This is a genomic window from Candidatus Aquicultor sp., assembly GCA_036504445.1.
Lineage (GTDB): Bacteria > Actinomycetota > Aquicultoria > Aquicultorales > Aquicultoraceae > DASXVE01.
In genome coordinates this window covers 72,123-87,300 of record DASXVE010000019.1, presented here as the reverse complement: position 1 = coordinate 87,300, position 15,178 = coordinate 72,123, and the positions used below count along the sequence as shown (strand labels likewise).

Here is a 15,178-nt window from a genome sequence, read left to right as displayed (position 1 = left end):
TAATCGAAGAGCACACATTAAGATGGAAAAAAATCAGTTATCCTTTAACGGTAAAGACACAATTAAAACAACATTGGAAGGTGCCCTGGAGCACTTCGTCTACGCCAACGAAGAAAACGGTTGGAGCGTTGTGCGCGTTGCCATTCGTGGTTACCGAGAGCTCGTCACCGCAGTCGGCAACCTTATCGGCGTTCAACCGGGTGAGAACATCAGGATGAACGGCTGCTGGATAACCGACCGAAAATACGGTGAGCAATTTAGAGTTGAGTCCTATACGACGGTAAAACCGGCAACACTGGTCGGCATCGAGAAGTATCTCGGCTCCGGCATGATTAAGGGTATCGGGCCGGTCATGGCGTCTCGCATGGTAAAGAGCTTTGGTCTTGAGACACTCGAAATTATCGAAGAGCAACCCGAACGCCTCACTGAAGTCGACGGCATAGGCGCGGTCCGCGCCGACCGGATATGTACCGCCTGGCAGGAGCAAAAAGAGATAAAATACGTTATGCTCTTTTTGCAGTCGCATGGCGTAACAACAACTTATGCTATTAAGATATATAAATACTACGGAAACAAAGCAATCGATGTGGTAAGCGATAATCCGTACCGCCTGGCGGTTGATATTTTCGGCATCGGCTTTAAGACCGCCGATAAAATCGCCGCTAACCTTGGAATCGAACCCACTTCGCCACAACGCGCGGAAGCCGGTATTCTGCATACGTTAGGCGAGGTCAGTGAGGACGGTCACGTCTGCTGCCCGCGCCGTATGTTGGTCGAGCGCGCCACGAAAGTGCTGGAGATCGATGAGAACATGATCGATCGGGCAATCGATGAATTGCTTGCCCAGGGGCTTGTTGCGGCTGAGCCCGTGCCCGAGACGGACTCCCGCTTTAGTGATGTAAACACCGGGTTTTCGACAGGTTCCCAAAATGAGCTGATCTACTTGCGCTCGCTTTATGCTTCAGAAGTTGGTGCGGTTCAACAGATTGAGCGACTGCTCACAGCGGAAGGGAAATCCGTCGATATCGATAGTGAAAAAGCGATAGCGTGGTTTGAGAAAAAGTTTCGTATAAATCTAGCCGAGCAGCAAAAGCAGGCGATACGCCACGCTATGCAAGCCAAAGTCATGGTCATTACCGGCGGACCAGGTACGGGGAAAACCACTCTGATTAACGGTATCATTCAGATTCTTGCACGGAAAGAGCACACCGTTTTGTTGGCCGCTCCAACCGGACGTGCGGCGAAACGCCTGAGCGAAGCCACCCGGATGGAGGCAAAAACCATTCACCGCTTGCTCGAATTTAGCCCGCGCTCGTTTAGCTTTGAACGGAATCGAGAGAATCCCCTGGAAACCGATATTCTCATTCTCGATGAAGTATCGATGGTCGATATTGTTCTCTTTTACAATGTGCTCAAAGCGCTGCCGTCTCAAGCCCAATTAATTCTCGTCGGTGATATCGACCAGCTTCCTTCAGTGGGTCCCGGAAACGTGTTGCGCGATATTATTGCGTCGGGCAGCACCGACGTCATCCGCCTCACGCAAGTTTTTCGCCAGGCGCAGGAAAGTATGATCGTGACTAATGCGCACAAGGTTAATTCGGGGAACATGCCGTATGAAACGGCACAAGGCTCTAAGGGCGATTTCTATATAATCGAGCGGGAGAACCCGGAGGATGTCTTAAGGACGATCAAAAGCCTGATCGCAAAAAATATACCGAAGAGCTTTAAGTTCAAACCGCACGATATGCAGGTGCTGACTCCGATGCATATGGGCCTTGTCGGCACGTCAAACTTGAACAAAGAGCTCCAGGAGCTTTTAAACCCGCGCGGTGAATCAATTACCAGGGGCAACCGAGTATTTCGTGTCGGCGACCGCGTCATGCAGATACGCAATAATTACGACATCGATGTCTATAACGGCGACATCGGCACGATCCAAGCGGTCGATCACGTTGAACGGCTCATAACGGTAAACTTTGACGACCGGCGCGTGGCGTACGAACACTCTGAACTCGACGAGTTGGTTCTGGCCTACGCGTGCTCGGTGCACAAATCGCAGGGGAGTGAGTATCCGGTCGTTATTCTTCCGCTTCACACCCAGCACTACATGATGCTCCAGCGCAACTTACTCTATACCGCGATCACCAGGGGAAAGAAGCTTGTAGTAATTGTAGGCAGCAAGAAGGCGCTCGCGATAGCGGTAAGAAATAATAAGATTCAGGAACGCTTTACATATCTATCCGAACGGTTGTCTGCGTTAAACATAGCGTGTGAGCAATAGATTAATCGGTGTAAACAGCATATGACAACGCTGTCTACACGTATGAACCGGTATGCGCAAATTATTCCGATACACTTTTACAGCGGTGATACTATATTGCCCGCAATCGCACTTCTGGTATAGTAGATTTTATGACTGAAACCACGAAACCTTATGCCAAAAAAGCCATTAAACCACCTGAGCGTGTGCGCGATATGTTTGATATCATCGCTCAACGCTACGACCTGCTAAATCATCTTATGTCATTCGGCCAGGATAAGAAATGGCGTACGCTCGCCGCGCAAAATACCGGTGCTGCGGCAGGTTCTAAAGTGCTTGATGCATGTACCGGAACCGGTGACCTTGCGTTCGCACTCAGGTCGATAACAGGGGCGGAAATTACCGGCGTTGATTTTAGCCAGGATATGCTCGAAAAGGCAAAAGAAAAGGCTGAGAAGGCCGGCATCGAGTCGGGCATTACCTTTATTGCCGCCTCGGTCGATCAACTGCCTTTTGATGACAATTCTTTTGATGCAATTACGATAGGGTGGGGTCTTCGAAACACCCCCGGTTATAAAGCGGTGCTTGCTGAATTTTGCCGGGTCACGAAACCTGGCGGCACACTCGTCTGCTTAGAGTCAAATCAACCTGAGGATGCGCTCCTCCGAGCCGGATACCGCGCATACCTATCGATTGTTGTGCCGCTCATAGGAAGGCTTGCGTCGAATAATTACGAGGCTTATAAGTATCTATCCGATAGCATTCAGGTATTTCCGCCACAAAAAGAGCTCGTGAAGATGATGAAAGAAGCAGGTTGGGCTGAAGTGAACTATCGCAATTTCATGTTTGGTGCGGTTGCTATGCATGTCGCAACGAAATCCTAGAAGCTCCTATCGCTTAAAAGCCCATATCCGCTCCACCGTACGCACTGCTGCCGCTGCCACCCGTACCGCCGCTTTCGCCAGGGTTCAACTCGGTAACGCTGCCACCGGCAGCGCTCGAGCCCACACCGGGTGAGCTCATATCGCTTCCGGAGCTACTACCACTTGAGTGAGAACTGCCACCATGTGGTGGCGTAGCCGGTGTAATACCCTCGCCTTTACTAACATCAATACCGGACGAGCTTCCTCCTTGCGCTGTTGATTGAGTGGGAGGTTGGATGCCACCGCTGCTTGAAGCTTGCGATTGTGAACCGCCTTGACCCTGCGCTGTCGAATTCTGATCGTCTGATGAGTTCGATTTCAGCTCTTTTTTATTATCCAGACCGGGAGGCATTTCGTTTGAGCCATTCCAGATTACGTATGGGTTGCGCTTGGTATTTTTCGCTTTCTTCTGGCGATCGGTAAATTTGATAGAAGATGATTGTAGTTGCTGATCTTGGCCGTGATCAATACCGGTGTACATATATATGCTGGCAAAAACAAGTGCTGCAGAGATAAAGTAGAGCAAGTTCTTAAAGGTCAGCTTTTTTTTCAAGGCCCACTCCTTTATTAAAACGCTCGAACCTACCCCTATTATAGCAAATAACTCGGTGTTCGGTAATCCGAACCGGCATATTGCGGGTGTGTTTATAAAAAATGTGTTGCGGTAAATCAAACTTATGGATGTCATTGCGCATGAAATGGGGGATAGCCAATGGCTTTGCGTTCTATGGAAGCCCGCAGAACAATTCGTAAGTTTACCGACGAGCCTGTAAGCGATCAGCAGATCACGGAATTATTACTTGCGGCGATGTACGCCCCGTCTGCATGGGGTAAGAGATCATGGGAATTCATTGTAGTTGACAATGAACCCTTAAAGAAAGAAATTGGAACATTGACACCATACTCGGCGCAGGCCGCATCGGCTCCGATAGATATTCTTGTCTTGGCGGATAAAACGGCATCGAATTCCTGGATCGAAGATGCCTCCGTTGCGGCCGAGCACATAAACCTTGCGGCAGCCAAGATGGGCCTTGGAAGTTCATGGATACAAGTCCGTGGTATGCAACATAATACTGAAGATGCCGAAACCTACGCGCGAAAGTTGCTCCAAATTCCAGATAATTTTGGTATTTGCTGCATAATCGCTGTGGGTTATCCCGCAGAGAAAAAATCACCGCATCGTTCCGGCGAGTACGATCGCGAGAAAGTGCATTTCAACCGCTTCGGCGATCGGGAAATTGCGTAATTGAGAGCACCTCTGCAACTTCAGTAAAATGAGGAAGCAAGCTATCAAACATATGTTTAGTTGGACGTTGTTTGGGAAATAACCTGTCTTGGAGGAGTTACCATGCGCACGAGAAGACGTGGTCTCGCACGCTCAAATGCAAAATGTCACGCCTGGGAATCCATGGTGGAGGAAGGGAGAAAAATTAATCGGGATTTCAGCAAGGAATCTGAGCTATTTGTGGCGAAAATAGATACCCTGATTGCTTCGATTGTCGAGAGCAAAGCAGCGTAGGCTTCGTTTTAAAGGGTGATTTATTTGAGTATTCTAGCTTGGATTATTCTCGGTCTTATCGCCGGGGCCATTGCCAAACTTCTTATCCCGGGTAAACAACCGGGCGGTGTGATTACCACGGTATTTCTTGGTATTGTTGGCGCAGTAATCGGTGGCTACATCGGGAAAGCCATCAACGGCAGCAGTATAACAGGTATTAACACCACGAGCATCGTGTTGGCTGTAATTGGCGCGATCGTAATTCTTGCCATTTGGGCCGCAATTTTTGGAAAACACTAAGCAAACACTCTACCGGCAATTTACGACTCAAGACCAAAGGAATATTTGTCGATTCTATAATTACATATTATTACAGTTATAATATGCCAGTGTCTTTTCTCGGAGGAGTCGTATGCACGTTCAAGATATTATGGTCGCTGAGTTAGTAACAATCAGATCAACCACGACAATTGCAAACGCTGCGGCAGTGATGCTGCAGCGCGGAGCCGCACTTCTCTTCGTCACCCATGGTGACCGTTTACTTGGAGTCATCACCGATTCCGATATTCTGTATGATGTTGTAGCACAGGGCTTTCCAACCGATAGGAAAGTGTGGGAATTCATGGAGCTTAATCCGCCGGTTGCAAACCCGGAGATGGATATTATCGAGCTCATTTCGATAATGGATAAATACCGCCTCACAAGGCTCCCCGTGGTCGATAACGGCAAGCTCATTGCGTCAGTTACGCTTGCCGATATTGCCGAGAAACTCGATCTTATGTAGAGCGGCGGCGTGCAATCTTCATCCAAATCGCTAATCTAAGTTCACGATTCAGGGTTTCTTAAGTCTTTCCTCATGCTTTAAGTCTAAAGCTATACTTTCGCTATACTCCTATAATCCTGTCTTTTGTGCGGCAAGATTCATCAATAACTTACCATTTAATAACAATATGCTAATATAATAATGATTATAAACTTGTCCTATTGATAACGGAATGCTATTATAACTATTAGTATCAGGCAAAACCGGTTGTGTTCGCGGTTTTTTGAAAGACGACCAGGAGGTAGGAAATGTCCGATTATCGAAAGATGTGGCAAAAGCTGGGGCTTGATTTAGAAGCACACGATCAGCTCCTAGCGGTCATCCCACAAGCCTACGGCGACGTTTATACGAGCCAGGCAAAAAGGCCGGAAGGGATGGGGTACCTTGATTTCGTCATGTCAGAGATTCATGGGCTTCGAATCAAGGAACTCAACGACCTGCGTGAAGCAGGGGGCAAGGTGCTGGGTACGTTTTGCCTCTATGTGCCCGAGGAAATCGCACTTGCCGGTGGTGCGGCATGTGTTGGTATCTGCGGTGGCGCCGATTGGCCGAGCCCTGAGGCAGACGCTGTTCTACCAAGAAATCTGTGTCCGCTCATTAAATCGTTTATGAGCTTTAAACTCGGCAAAGTCTGTCCGTATTTCGAGTCGAGCGACATGATTGTCGGCGAGACCACTTGCGATGGCAAGAAAAAAGCTTATGAAGTGCTTGGTGAATACACCAATGTATATACTATGCACACGCCGCAGATGAAAGACGAGGCGAGCCACGAGCTGTGGCTCAAAGAGGTCGAGAAATTCAAAAACAAAGTAGAAGAGCTCACCGGTAACACCATCGACGCCGAAGCGCTCGCAAAGGGAATTGGGATCGTCAACGCGAAGCGTGCCGCGCTTAAGCGCATGAACGATGCCAGAAAAGCAAACCCGGCTCCGATCAGCGGTAGGGATGCGCTCCTTATCCAGCAGGTAGCATTCTATGATGATCCGATACGCTTTACCGATTCAGTTAACAAGATCGCCGCAGAGCTCGAGCAAAGGGTAGTCGAGGGTAAAGGCGTTGCTCCGGCAAACGCACCGAGAATTCTCATGTCCGGTTGTCCGATGGCGGTTCCGAACTGGAAATTGCCATTTATCGTGGAATCGGCCGGCGCCATTATCGTAGCCGAGGAATCATGTATCGGCCATCGTTACTTCAGAGATATGGTTGATGCGACGGCCACAACGGAAGAGGCTAAGATCAAGGCAATTGCCGATCGCTATATGAAGCTCGACTGTGCTTGCTTTACGCCAAACAAAGAGCGCATTGATAATATCAAGAAATTAGTTGAAGATTATAATGTAGACGGCGTCATTCATTACTCCCTGCAGTTCTGCGATCCGTTTACGGTCGAGTATAATAGTGTTGAGAAGGCTCTCAAAGACGCGAATATTCCGGTCTTAAAGATTGAGACTGATTATAGTATGGAAGATGCGGGGCAGCTCTCAACTCGAGTCGAGGCATTTCTTGAGACAATAAAGTAATAAAGGAGCAGCGCATATAATGTTTGTAGGGATTGATATCGGGTCTCGATCTATTAAGCTGGTCGCCTTGAACGGTCAGGGCATTGAGGATTATAAAGTAGTCGATACCGGGTTTAATCCGCACGACCGCTCCCTAGAGCTTGTTCAGGCATATAACGCGGAAAAAATAGTGGCGACCGGTTACGGTCGCCACTTCGCGCGTGAAGATTTTGCCGACGGGGTCATAACTGAAATCAAAGCTCACGGTATAGGCAACCGGTACCTGTTTACCCAGTGCCGCACGATAGTAGACATCGGCGGGCAGGATAGTAAGGTAATTTCGCTCGATGCAACCGGCCGGGTCGCCGATTTTCAGATGAATGACCGTTGTGCTGCGGGAACAGGAAAATTTCTTGAGATTATGTCGAAAACACTGGGTTTTACGCTTGATGAATTTGGTCCGGAGTCACTTTTAGCCGAAAACGCGGTACGGGTAAATAGCATGTGCACGGTTTTTGCAGAATCCGAGGTAATCTCGCTGCTTGCAAAAAAAGAAAATCCACGCAATATCGGGCTGGGGCTGCATCAGTCGATCATTGATAGAATAAATTCTATGCTGCACCGCGTCGGGATCAATGACGATATAGTGCTTTCCGGTGGAGTCGGACGAAACCCGTGCATACGGCAGTTGCTTGAGCAGAAGTTGGGCCGGCCGGTCTACATATACGAGCATCCCGAGCTTGCGGGGGCGCTGGGCGCGGCACTGACCGCACGCGACGCTGAGTAGACTATAGAGGATACCATGATAAAAGTGAGCATCCCCGGTAGGGGGGACTTTGAATTTAATAACCTGGTTCTCGATATGAACGGCACGATTGCCGTAGACGGGCTCGTATCGCCGATGGTAGCCGACCTTATAAAAGTCCTTTCTCGGTATGTGCATATCCATATCGTTACCGCAGATACCCACGGCCGGGTCGAGTCGCAGATGGAAATAGTACCGGCGCATTTCGAGCGCGTGCATACCCCCGGCGAATCGGCTCAAAAAGCCGGCTATGTGCGGAGTATTGGCGCAGGGACTTGTATTGCTATAGGTAATGGCTCGAACGACGCAGAGATGCTTCAAGCGGCGCAGCTTTCAATTGCCGTCATAGGTGATGAGGGATGTGCTTCTGAGACGCTGCAGGCGGCGGATCTTGTCGTAAAACGGGCAGAGGATGCCTTTAACCTTCTCATCAACACCAACAGATTAATCGCCACGCTGCGCAAGTAGGTTGAATACCCCCGCATATATATCACTCTAATATTTTCTTGTTTATGATTACATAAGTGTATTTTTCGCATTCGGAATCTTATGACTGTTGGTGCTTAAGGAGTAATACCGGCGCTTTTTTACAAAAAATTAAGAAAAATTAAGAAAAATATTAGCGGATGCTGCGGTAATCCTACACAGCATGAATACACGAAAAATGCGAAACTACGTTCGCGTGTACCTTGAAAAAAAGTGGCGCAAAGAGAAGGGATATTGGATCGTTTTGGCGAAAAGTAGTTGCAAAGTGGAATAAAGTGGAGTAAAGTGGTTTATAGCTTGAACGCTAAGGGGACAATAACTTGTTTTTTGGAGAGTACTACCACTCGCTAGACGAAAAAGGAAGAGTAATCTTGCCTGCCAGGTTTAGGGAGGCTCTAGCAGAAGGTTTCTTCATAACAAAAGGGTTTGATACGTGCCTCACAGTGTATACCAAGCAGGATTGGTTTGCACTGGTTGAAAGAATCAACCAGCTGCCAACACTGTCTGATGTTAATGTGCGCAATTTCCAGCGGTTTTTTATCGGAAGCGCGATCGAAGGCGAAGTTAGTCGCCAGGGAAGAATCTCCATTCCACAAAATTTGCGTGAGTTTGCGGGGCTTGATCGCGAAATCGTGGTCGTCGGCCTCTCTAATAAAATCGAAATCTGGGCAAAGGAGAAATACGAGGAATTTACCGCGAACGTCGATCAATCAGCGCCGGGAATCGCCGACGCAATAAAAGGATTCGGCGTGTAGGTAATCACAATGGAATATTTTCATAAACCAGTTTTGCTGGCTGAAGTCTTGAAGTACTTACATTGCACTGATGGTAGCACAGTCATAGACTGCACTTTGGGCGGGGCAGGACATGCAGAGGCAATATTAGATTCAATAATGCCAAACGGCTTCTTACTAGGAATCGATCAAGACGACGTAGCACTGGACGCAGCAAGGATTAGATTAGCACGCTTCAGCCAGCAAAATTATTCTTTAGTCAAAGGCAATTTTTCTGAACTAGATCACATTATCGCGGGCGTCGGCCTCTATGCGATCGATGGCATCCTGTACGATCTTGGGGTATCAAGTGTACAGTTCGATCGACCGGAGCGCGGATTTAGCTATCGATTCGATGCGCCGCTAGATATGCGCATGGATCAAACGCAGAACCTTATGGCGAGCGATGTGGTAAATACCTACCCAAAGGGGGAATTGGAGCGAATCATCAAGGAATATGGTGAGGAGCGCTGGTCAAGAAGAATTGCTGATTTTATTGTAAAAAGACGTCAAAATCGTCCAATACTTACGACATTCGAGCTGGTAGATGTTATCAAGGAGGCAATACCAGCACCTGCAAGGCGCCACGGAGGGCATCCGGCAAAACAAACCTTTCAGGCCATACGGATTGAGGTTAACGGCGAGCTCAAAATTCTCGAGCAAAGCTTTCGCGACGCTGTTAAATGGCTCAAACCCGGTGGTAGGCTTGTCATTATTTCCTACCACTCTCTTGAGGACAGGGTAGCCAAATCCGTAATAAACGACCTATCTAAAGGCTGCACGTGCCCACCTGGCTTACCGATCTGTACATGCGGTAGTAAACCGCAGTTACGAGCAATTACAAAGAAAGCCGTAAGACCAACACCAAGTGAGATCGCTGATAATAAAAGATCGGAAAGCGCCCGCTTACGGGCTGCGGAAAAAGTATAAGAGGTGAGTACAATACAAGCAGCACGAAAAGTAGCAGTTAAGCAGCAGCATGTGCGGCAAAAAGAGCAGCCTAAGCCAAAAAGGAATCTTAAATCCGTTGAAGAAAAACGGCGTCAAAGCAGGTCGGCCCCAGAAATATCGTTTCCCGTATTCGTTATTACGGTATCGATAATTACGGTGGGCATGATAATCAATGTCGCCCAACAGGCACTGGTGTCACAGATGAGCTATCAAACCGAGTTACTCAAAAAAGATATCCAAGTGGCACAGCAGATACATGACAAATTGCTTGCAGAAAAAGCAATTCTTGAATCGCCACAACGCGTAGAGTCTATAGCGACAAATAAACTATCCATGGTCAAAGCTCCAAAAGTGTCATATCTTCGAATAGCCGGGGTCCAGTCAGGCATCGGACAGGCATCGGCACGTCCCGTAAGCGTATCCCTACGCCCGGGGGGCGATCAATGATGGCGTATTCACTCCTGGAATACGGTGGAAAAGACACATGTGATATGGTAAGGCGCTAGAAGAGCGAGGCGTATGTGGGCAAGAATAGAACTATTGTCGATAGGAGACTCAGGTCCCTATTTATCATCATCTTCATATGCCTCATAAGCGTTTCGGTTCGCTTAGTGCAAATTCAGGCCATAACGGCTACTGAGTATCGTAAAGAGGCGGAGCGGCAGCGTATGAGCTCGATTGAGTTGCCGCCCAAACGCGGTGCGATACTCGACCGAAACGGCGACAAGCTTGCCGTCAGCGTTATGATGGACACGATCTATGTGACACCGTACCTTATTGACGATAAGGAGGCATTTGCGAGAAAGATCGCTCCCATTTTAAAACAAGACGAGCGCGAGCTGACGAATAAGCTCATAAAGCAAACCGGCTTTGCGTATTTGGTCAGGAAGACCGATTCAAAAACAGTTCAAGCCGTTAAAGATGTCGTAAAGAAAGAAGATATAAAAGGGGTCGGCTTCATAAAAGAAAGCGACCGCTATTTTCCCAATAATACGCTTGGGGCTCAAGTAGTCGGCTTTACCGGTATGGATAATCACGGCCTCGGCGGCATCGAAAACTATTACGACGATGTTCTCTACGGGACGCCCGGCCGCATAATTGCCGAACGCGATGCAAAAGGTCATCCGATACCGCAGACTATTGAGAGCTCTACCCGGCCGAAAGACGGTTGGAATATTCGGATCTCAATCGATACGCAAATCCAGTACCGTGCGGAAACCGAGCTTAACGCCACCATCCAAAAATATAAAGCGAAATCCGGTAACGTTATGGTTATGAACCCGGAAACGGGCGAGATTTATGCTATGGCTGGAACTCCGAGCTTTAACCCAAACGATCTTAAAACCATAAAGAATGGAAATGCTCGCAATATTTCAGTCACGGATCTCTATGAGCCCGGTTCGACATTGAAAACGATGATCGCGTGTGGCGCATTACAGGAAAGCGTGTGCCGCCCATCGACATCATTTTATCTTGAGCCGACAATTCGTGTTGGAAGTAAAAGGATAAAAGATTCGCACCCGAGACCGGCGGTAACGTATACGCTGTCGCAAATTATCCAACAGTCCAGCAACGTCGGAATGGTAAAAGTTGGCATGTTGATGGGTAAAGAAAAGATAATAAAATACTTAGAAAAATTCGCTTTTGGAAAGAAAAGTGGGATAGATTTTCCCGGCGAGGCGCGGGGTTTTTACCCGTCGGAAGATAATTGGTCGAAAATGTCGCTAGCGAATATTCCTTTTGGCCAGGGAATATCCACCACACAACTGCGAATGGCGACGGCATATGCGGCGATTGCCAATGACGGCATACCGGTAAGGCCGCATTTTTTACTTGATGAGACGAATAGCCGGGGGAGAGTTATAGCGAGCGCCCGGATCGTGAAGGAAGAGCCGGTGCTCGACCCGGAAACTTGCCGTCAGATGAAACGGATCCTTGAGGGCGCAGTAGTGAAAGGTACGGGTGGGGAAGCCAAGATAGCTAACTACCGCGTTGGCGGAAAAACCGGTACCGCGCAGAAAGCTAAGGTGGGCGGACGCGGTTACGACAAGGGCAAATATGTGGCATCGTTTATCGGTATGGTGCCGATTGAAGACCCGAAGCTAGTGATTGCCGTTGTTATTGATGAGCCCCAAGCGAATATTTACGGCGGCTCTGTCGCAGCACCGGTATTCAGTAAAGTCGGGGAATTTGCGCTTCGGTACCTGAAGATACCGCCGGATTAAAACACAGGCTTTACCAGTTCAATTCGAAATTCCGGCTGGAGCCTGTTATCATAATGAGCGGAGGAGAGCGTGCGTCTAAAAGATTTAATCACGAACATAAGCTACCGTAGCGTCAAGGGTAGTTCAGATATAGAAATAACCGGGTTGGCATATGATTCGCGAAAAGTCGAAGCAGGAGATCTATTCTTCTGTATTCGCGGTTTCGCGGCTGACGGCCACACATTCGCCGGCAATGCTGAGATGGCGGGAGCTGTGGCGCTAATCGTCGAAGAACCCATCGATAATATTTCGCTACCGCAGGTAATCGTAGAGGATTGCCGCATAGCGATGGCGCAGCTCGCGAGCGCTTATTTTGATTTTCCCACGGCAAAACTTAAGTTGGTCGGCATAACCGGCACAAACGGTAAAACGACCACCGCATTTATGATCGATGCTATCCTTCACACGGCCGGCATAAAAACCGGTTTGCTTGGAACGGTTGAGTACCGGATCGGCGATGAGACGGTACCGGTCGATAGAACAACCCCGGAATCCCTCGATATGCAAATGCTATTTAAAAAGATGGTCGACACGGGTGTGGAGGCTGCCGTTATTGAGGTTTCTTCGCATGCGATCGATCTTTCGCGGGTTGCCGCGTGCGATTTTGACGCGCTTGTTTTTACTAACCTTAGCCAAGATCATCTCGATTATCACAACACCATCGGCGAATATTTTGACGTGAAGAAAAAGATATTCGATGCGACGTTGCAGTGCAAAACGACGCATATTATTAACATTGACGACCCATACGGCCGCAAACTCGTTCGCCCCGACAGATCAGGGCAAATGCGTTATAGCACTAAGGATGAAGCAGAACTTAACGCCGCAAATATCGAACTTTTCGCGGACGGCTCGTTCTTTACATTGAACGCACCGGCAGGTGCGAGTGAAATCCGAATCCAGATGCCGGGGTCATACAATATTTATAACGCTCTGGGTGCGGCAGGCGCCGCTTTAGCCCTTGGTATCGATTTGCCTGTCATTAAGGGTGGGCTTGAGGGGCTAACATGCGTCCCGGGCAGATTTGAGCGTATTGATTGCGGCCAGGATTTTAGCGTCATCGTTGATTACGCGCACACTCCGGACAGCCTGGAAAAGGTGCTTACGGCGGCACGCCAGCTAACACAGGGCCGTCTCATTACGGTGTTTGGGTGCGGCGGCGATCGCGACCGGGGGAAACGGCCGCTTATGGGTAAGGCCGCCGTCACAATTAGCGATGATGTGGTAATTACCTCTGATAATCCTCGCAGCGAAGCGCCAATGGGTATTATTGAGGAGATTGTAGAAGGCGTTAGGGAGCTAAAAACAAATAATTATACCATAGAAGAGGATAGAAAACAAGCGATTGAAAGAGCATTGCAAGGAGCGCGAAAGGGCGACTTTGTAGTAATAGCAGGTAAAGGCCATGAACAAGGCCAAGAAATTGCAGGAAATAAAATACCGTTTGATGATGCGAAAATTGCGCGGGAATATCTTAAGGGGATGGTATTGTGATCCCGCTGAGGGTACGCGAGCTAGTTGAGAGCACCAGAGGTGTGCTGCTTAACGGTACGGATACAACAAAAATATCAGGCATAAGTATCGATAGCCGCACGATCAAGGGAGGGGAATTATTTATTCCCCTTAAAGGCAACGGCGATGGGCACCAGTTTATACAGGATGCCCTTGTTGCCGGTGCGGCGGGTGTTTTGGTGGAAAAGGAAGCAAGTAACAAAGAATATTATCTGTCGCTTGTGGGGTCGCAGTGTGTGATTGAAGTCGGCGATACGCTTAAAGCGCTTCAGGCAATAGCGACCCATTATCGAAAAAAGCTGTCGGTTAAAGTAATCGGGATAACCGGAAGTACCGGCAAGACAACGACAAAAGACATGCTAAACTGTGTGCTTGCATATAAGATGCGGGTTATCAGTACGGATAAAAATTATAATAACGAAATCGGCGTCCCGCTGACCATCTTGCGGGCGGATGAAAAAACCCAAGCCATGGTGGTCGAAATGGCTATGCGGGGCCCCGGCCAGATTCGCGAACTCGCAGATATCGCGCAACCGGATATCGGAATCGTGACCAATATCGGGCAAGCCCACATCGAGCTTTTAGGCTCGGAAGAAGCGACTGCGTTCGCCAAAGCGGAGCTTATCGAGGCTATTCCCGAAGATGGTGTCGTAGTCCTAAATGCGGATGATCTTTGGACATCGGATATCGCACAGCGCGCGCACGGTCGTGTTGTAACTTATGGCATCATGGAAGGCGATGTAAAGGGCAACAAAATTGAGGTCGACGAGCTTGGAAAGGCAAAATTCTCGCTGACGGTTAACAATGGCTCTGCCTATACCGTGCGATTACCGATTCCCGGCAGACACAATGTTTATAATGCACTGGCGGTTGCAGCGGCTGCAACCGCGGTCGGCTTAACACCGGATGATATAAGGATCGGGCTCTCGAATTGCAGAACATCGGCTATGCGCATGGAGATTTTTGCGCTCGATGAAAATATGCTAATCTTAAACGACGCCTACAACGCCAATCCGACGTCCATGCAGGCTGCGTTGGCAACGCTAATGGACGTCAGGACAAAGGGCAGGCATATTGCGGTTCTCGGCGACATGCTAGAGCTTGGCAGGGTATCGAACGAAGCACACAAACAGGTTGGTGAAATTGTCGCTTCGCTCGGCGTAAGTATCTTAGTTGCCGTTGGTGAGGAATCTCAAGTTATGGCTGATAGTGCTCTAAAGTCAGGCATGAACCAAAAGACCGTTATTACGTGCCCGGACGCAGATACGGCAGCCCAACTGTTACGCCAGCTCATCGAGCCCGGAGACGTTGTACTGGTAAAAGCGTCGCGCGGGATGGGCTTAGAGGCGGTAGTGCGAACGCTCGTAAAAATCTAAATGTAAAT

16 protein-coding genes are annotated in these 15,178 nt (G+C 48.7%); 15 read left to right on the top strand and 1 reads right to left on the bottom strand.

Annotation, left to right across the window (positions count from 1 at the left end; all coding sequences use genetic code 11):
- The first annotated feature begins 22 nt into the window (after positions 1 to 22).
- Entirely contained in the window at positions 23 to 2,281 is a 2,259-nt protein-coding gene (locus VGK02_04840; GenBank protein ID HEY3374373.1) for an ATP-dependent RecD-like DNA helicase, read from the top strand.
- A gap of 131 nt (positions 2,282 to 2,412) precedes the next feature.
- Positions 2,413 to 3,144, top strand: coding sequence for a bifunctional demethylmenaquinone methyltransferase/2-methoxy-6-polyprenyl-1,4-benzoquinol methylase UbiE (ubiE, locus tag VGK02_04835; GenBank protein ID HEY3374372.1), 732 nt, complete (start codon positions 2,413 to 2,415; stop codon positions 3,142 to 3,144).
- A gap of 13 nt (positions 3,145 to 3,157) precedes the next feature.
- Here the strand turns inward: ubiE and VGK02_04830 are convergent, their stop codons facing one another.
- Positions 3,158 to 3,736, bottom strand: coding sequence for a hypothetical protein (locus VGK02_04830; GenBank protein ID HEY3374371.1), 579 nt, complete (start codon positions 3,734 to 3,736; stop codon positions 3,158 to 3,160).
- 159 nt (positions 3,737 to 3,895) lie between these two features.
- On the opposite strand from VGK02_04830, the gene VGK02_04825 reads away from it, so the two are divergent.
- From VGK02_04825 to murF, 13 genes are all read left to right on the top strand, one after another.
- Complete coding sequence (locus VGK02_04825) at positions 3,896 to 4,429, top strand: nitroreductase family protein (protein HEY3374370.1); 534 nt, start codon at positions 3,896 to 3,898, stop codon at positions 4,427 to 4,429.
- Positions 4,430 to 4,531: 102 nt separating this feature from the next.
- Complete coding sequence (locus VGK02_04820; protein HEY3374369.1) at positions 4,532 to 4,702, top strand: hypothetical protein; 171 nt, start codon at positions 4,532 to 4,534, stop codon at positions 4,700 to 4,702.
- 24 nt (positions 4,703 to 4,726) lie between these two features.
- The gene (locus VGK02_04815; GenBank protein HEY3374368.1) at positions 4,727 to 4,981 is read left to right on the top strand and encodes a GlsB/YeaQ/YmgE family stress response membrane protein; all 255 of its coding nucleotides are present in this window, start codon (positions 4,727 to 4,729) and stop codon (positions 4,979 to 4,981) included.
- 112 nt (positions 4,982 to 5,093) lie between these two features.
- The gene (locus tag VGK02_04810) at positions 5,094 to 5,465 is read left to right on the top strand and encodes a CBS domain-containing protein (GenBank protein ID HEY3374367.1); all 372 of its coding nucleotides are present in this window, start codon (positions 5,094 to 5,096) and stop codon (positions 5,463 to 5,465) included.
- Positions 5,466 to 5,752: 287 nt separating this feature from the next.
- Positions 5,753 to 7,024, top strand: a complete 1,272-nt coding sequence (locus tag VGK02_04805) for a double-cubane-cluster-containing anaerobic reductase (GenBank protein ID HEY3374366.1) — start codon at positions 5,753 to 5,755, stop codon at positions 7,022 to 7,024.
- Between the two features lie 19 nt (positions 7,025 to 7,043).
- Positions 7,044 to 7,790 (top strand): acyl-CoA dehydratase activase, encoded by a 747-nt coding sequence (locus VGK02_04800; protein HEY3374365.1) that lies wholly within the window; start codon positions 7,044 to 7,046, stop codon positions 7,788 to 7,790.
- Positions 7,791 to 7,805: 15 nt separating this feature from the next.
- On the top strand, positions 7,806 to 8,276 hold the full coding sequence (locus VGK02_04795) for an HAD hydrolase family protein (GenBank protein HEY3374364.1): 471 nt from the start codon (positions 7,806 to 7,808) through the stop codon (positions 8,274 to 8,276).
- 338 nt (positions 8,277 to 8,614) lie between these two features.
- Positions 8,615 to 9,049 (top strand): division/cell wall cluster transcriptional repressor MraZ, encoded by a 435-nt coding sequence (gene mraZ, locus VGK02_04790; protein HEY3374363.1) that lies wholly within the window; start codon positions 8,615 to 8,617, stop codon positions 9,047 to 9,049.
- Between the two features lie 9 nt (positions 9,050 to 9,058).
- Positions 9,059 to 9,997 (top strand): 16S rRNA (cytosine(1402)-N(4))-methyltransferase RsmH, encoded by a 939-nt coding sequence (gene rsmH / locus VGK02_04785; protein ID HEY3374362.1) that lies wholly within the window; start codon positions 9,059 to 9,061, stop codon positions 9,995 to 9,997.
- A 3-nt stretch (positions 9,998 to 10,000) separates the two neighbouring features.
- Positions 10,001 to 10,465, top strand: a complete 465-nt coding sequence (locus VGK02_04780; GenBank protein ID HEY3374361.1) for a hypothetical protein — start codon at positions 10,001 to 10,003, stop codon at positions 10,463 to 10,465.
- A gap of 74 nt (positions 10,466 to 10,539) precedes the next feature.
- Positions 10,540 to 12,243: a penicillin-binding protein 2 gene (locus tag VGK02_04775; GenBank protein HEY3374360.1), complete on the top strand. Its 1,704-nt coding sequence runs from the start codon at positions 10,540 to 10,542 to the stop codon at positions 12,241 to 12,243.
- Between the two features lie 69 nt (positions 12,244 to 12,312).
- Positions 12,313 to 13,776: a UDP-N-acetylmuramoyl-L-alanyl-D-glutamate--2,6-diaminopimelate ligase gene (locus VGK02_04770; GenBank protein ID HEY3374359.1), complete on the top strand. Its 1,464-nt coding sequence runs from the start codon at positions 12,313 to 12,315 to the stop codon at positions 13,774 to 13,776.
- Positions 13,773 to 15,170, top strand: coding sequence for a UDP-N-acetylmuramoyl-tripeptide--D-alanyl-D-alanine ligase (gene murF, locus VGK02_04765; GenBank protein ID HEY3374358.1), 1,398 nt, complete (start codon positions 13,773 to 13,775; stop codon positions 15,168 to 15,170). The genes VGK02_04770 and murF overlap by 4 nt, the downstream gene beginning before the upstream one ends.
- Positions 15,171 to 15,178: the final 8 nt, after the last annotated feature.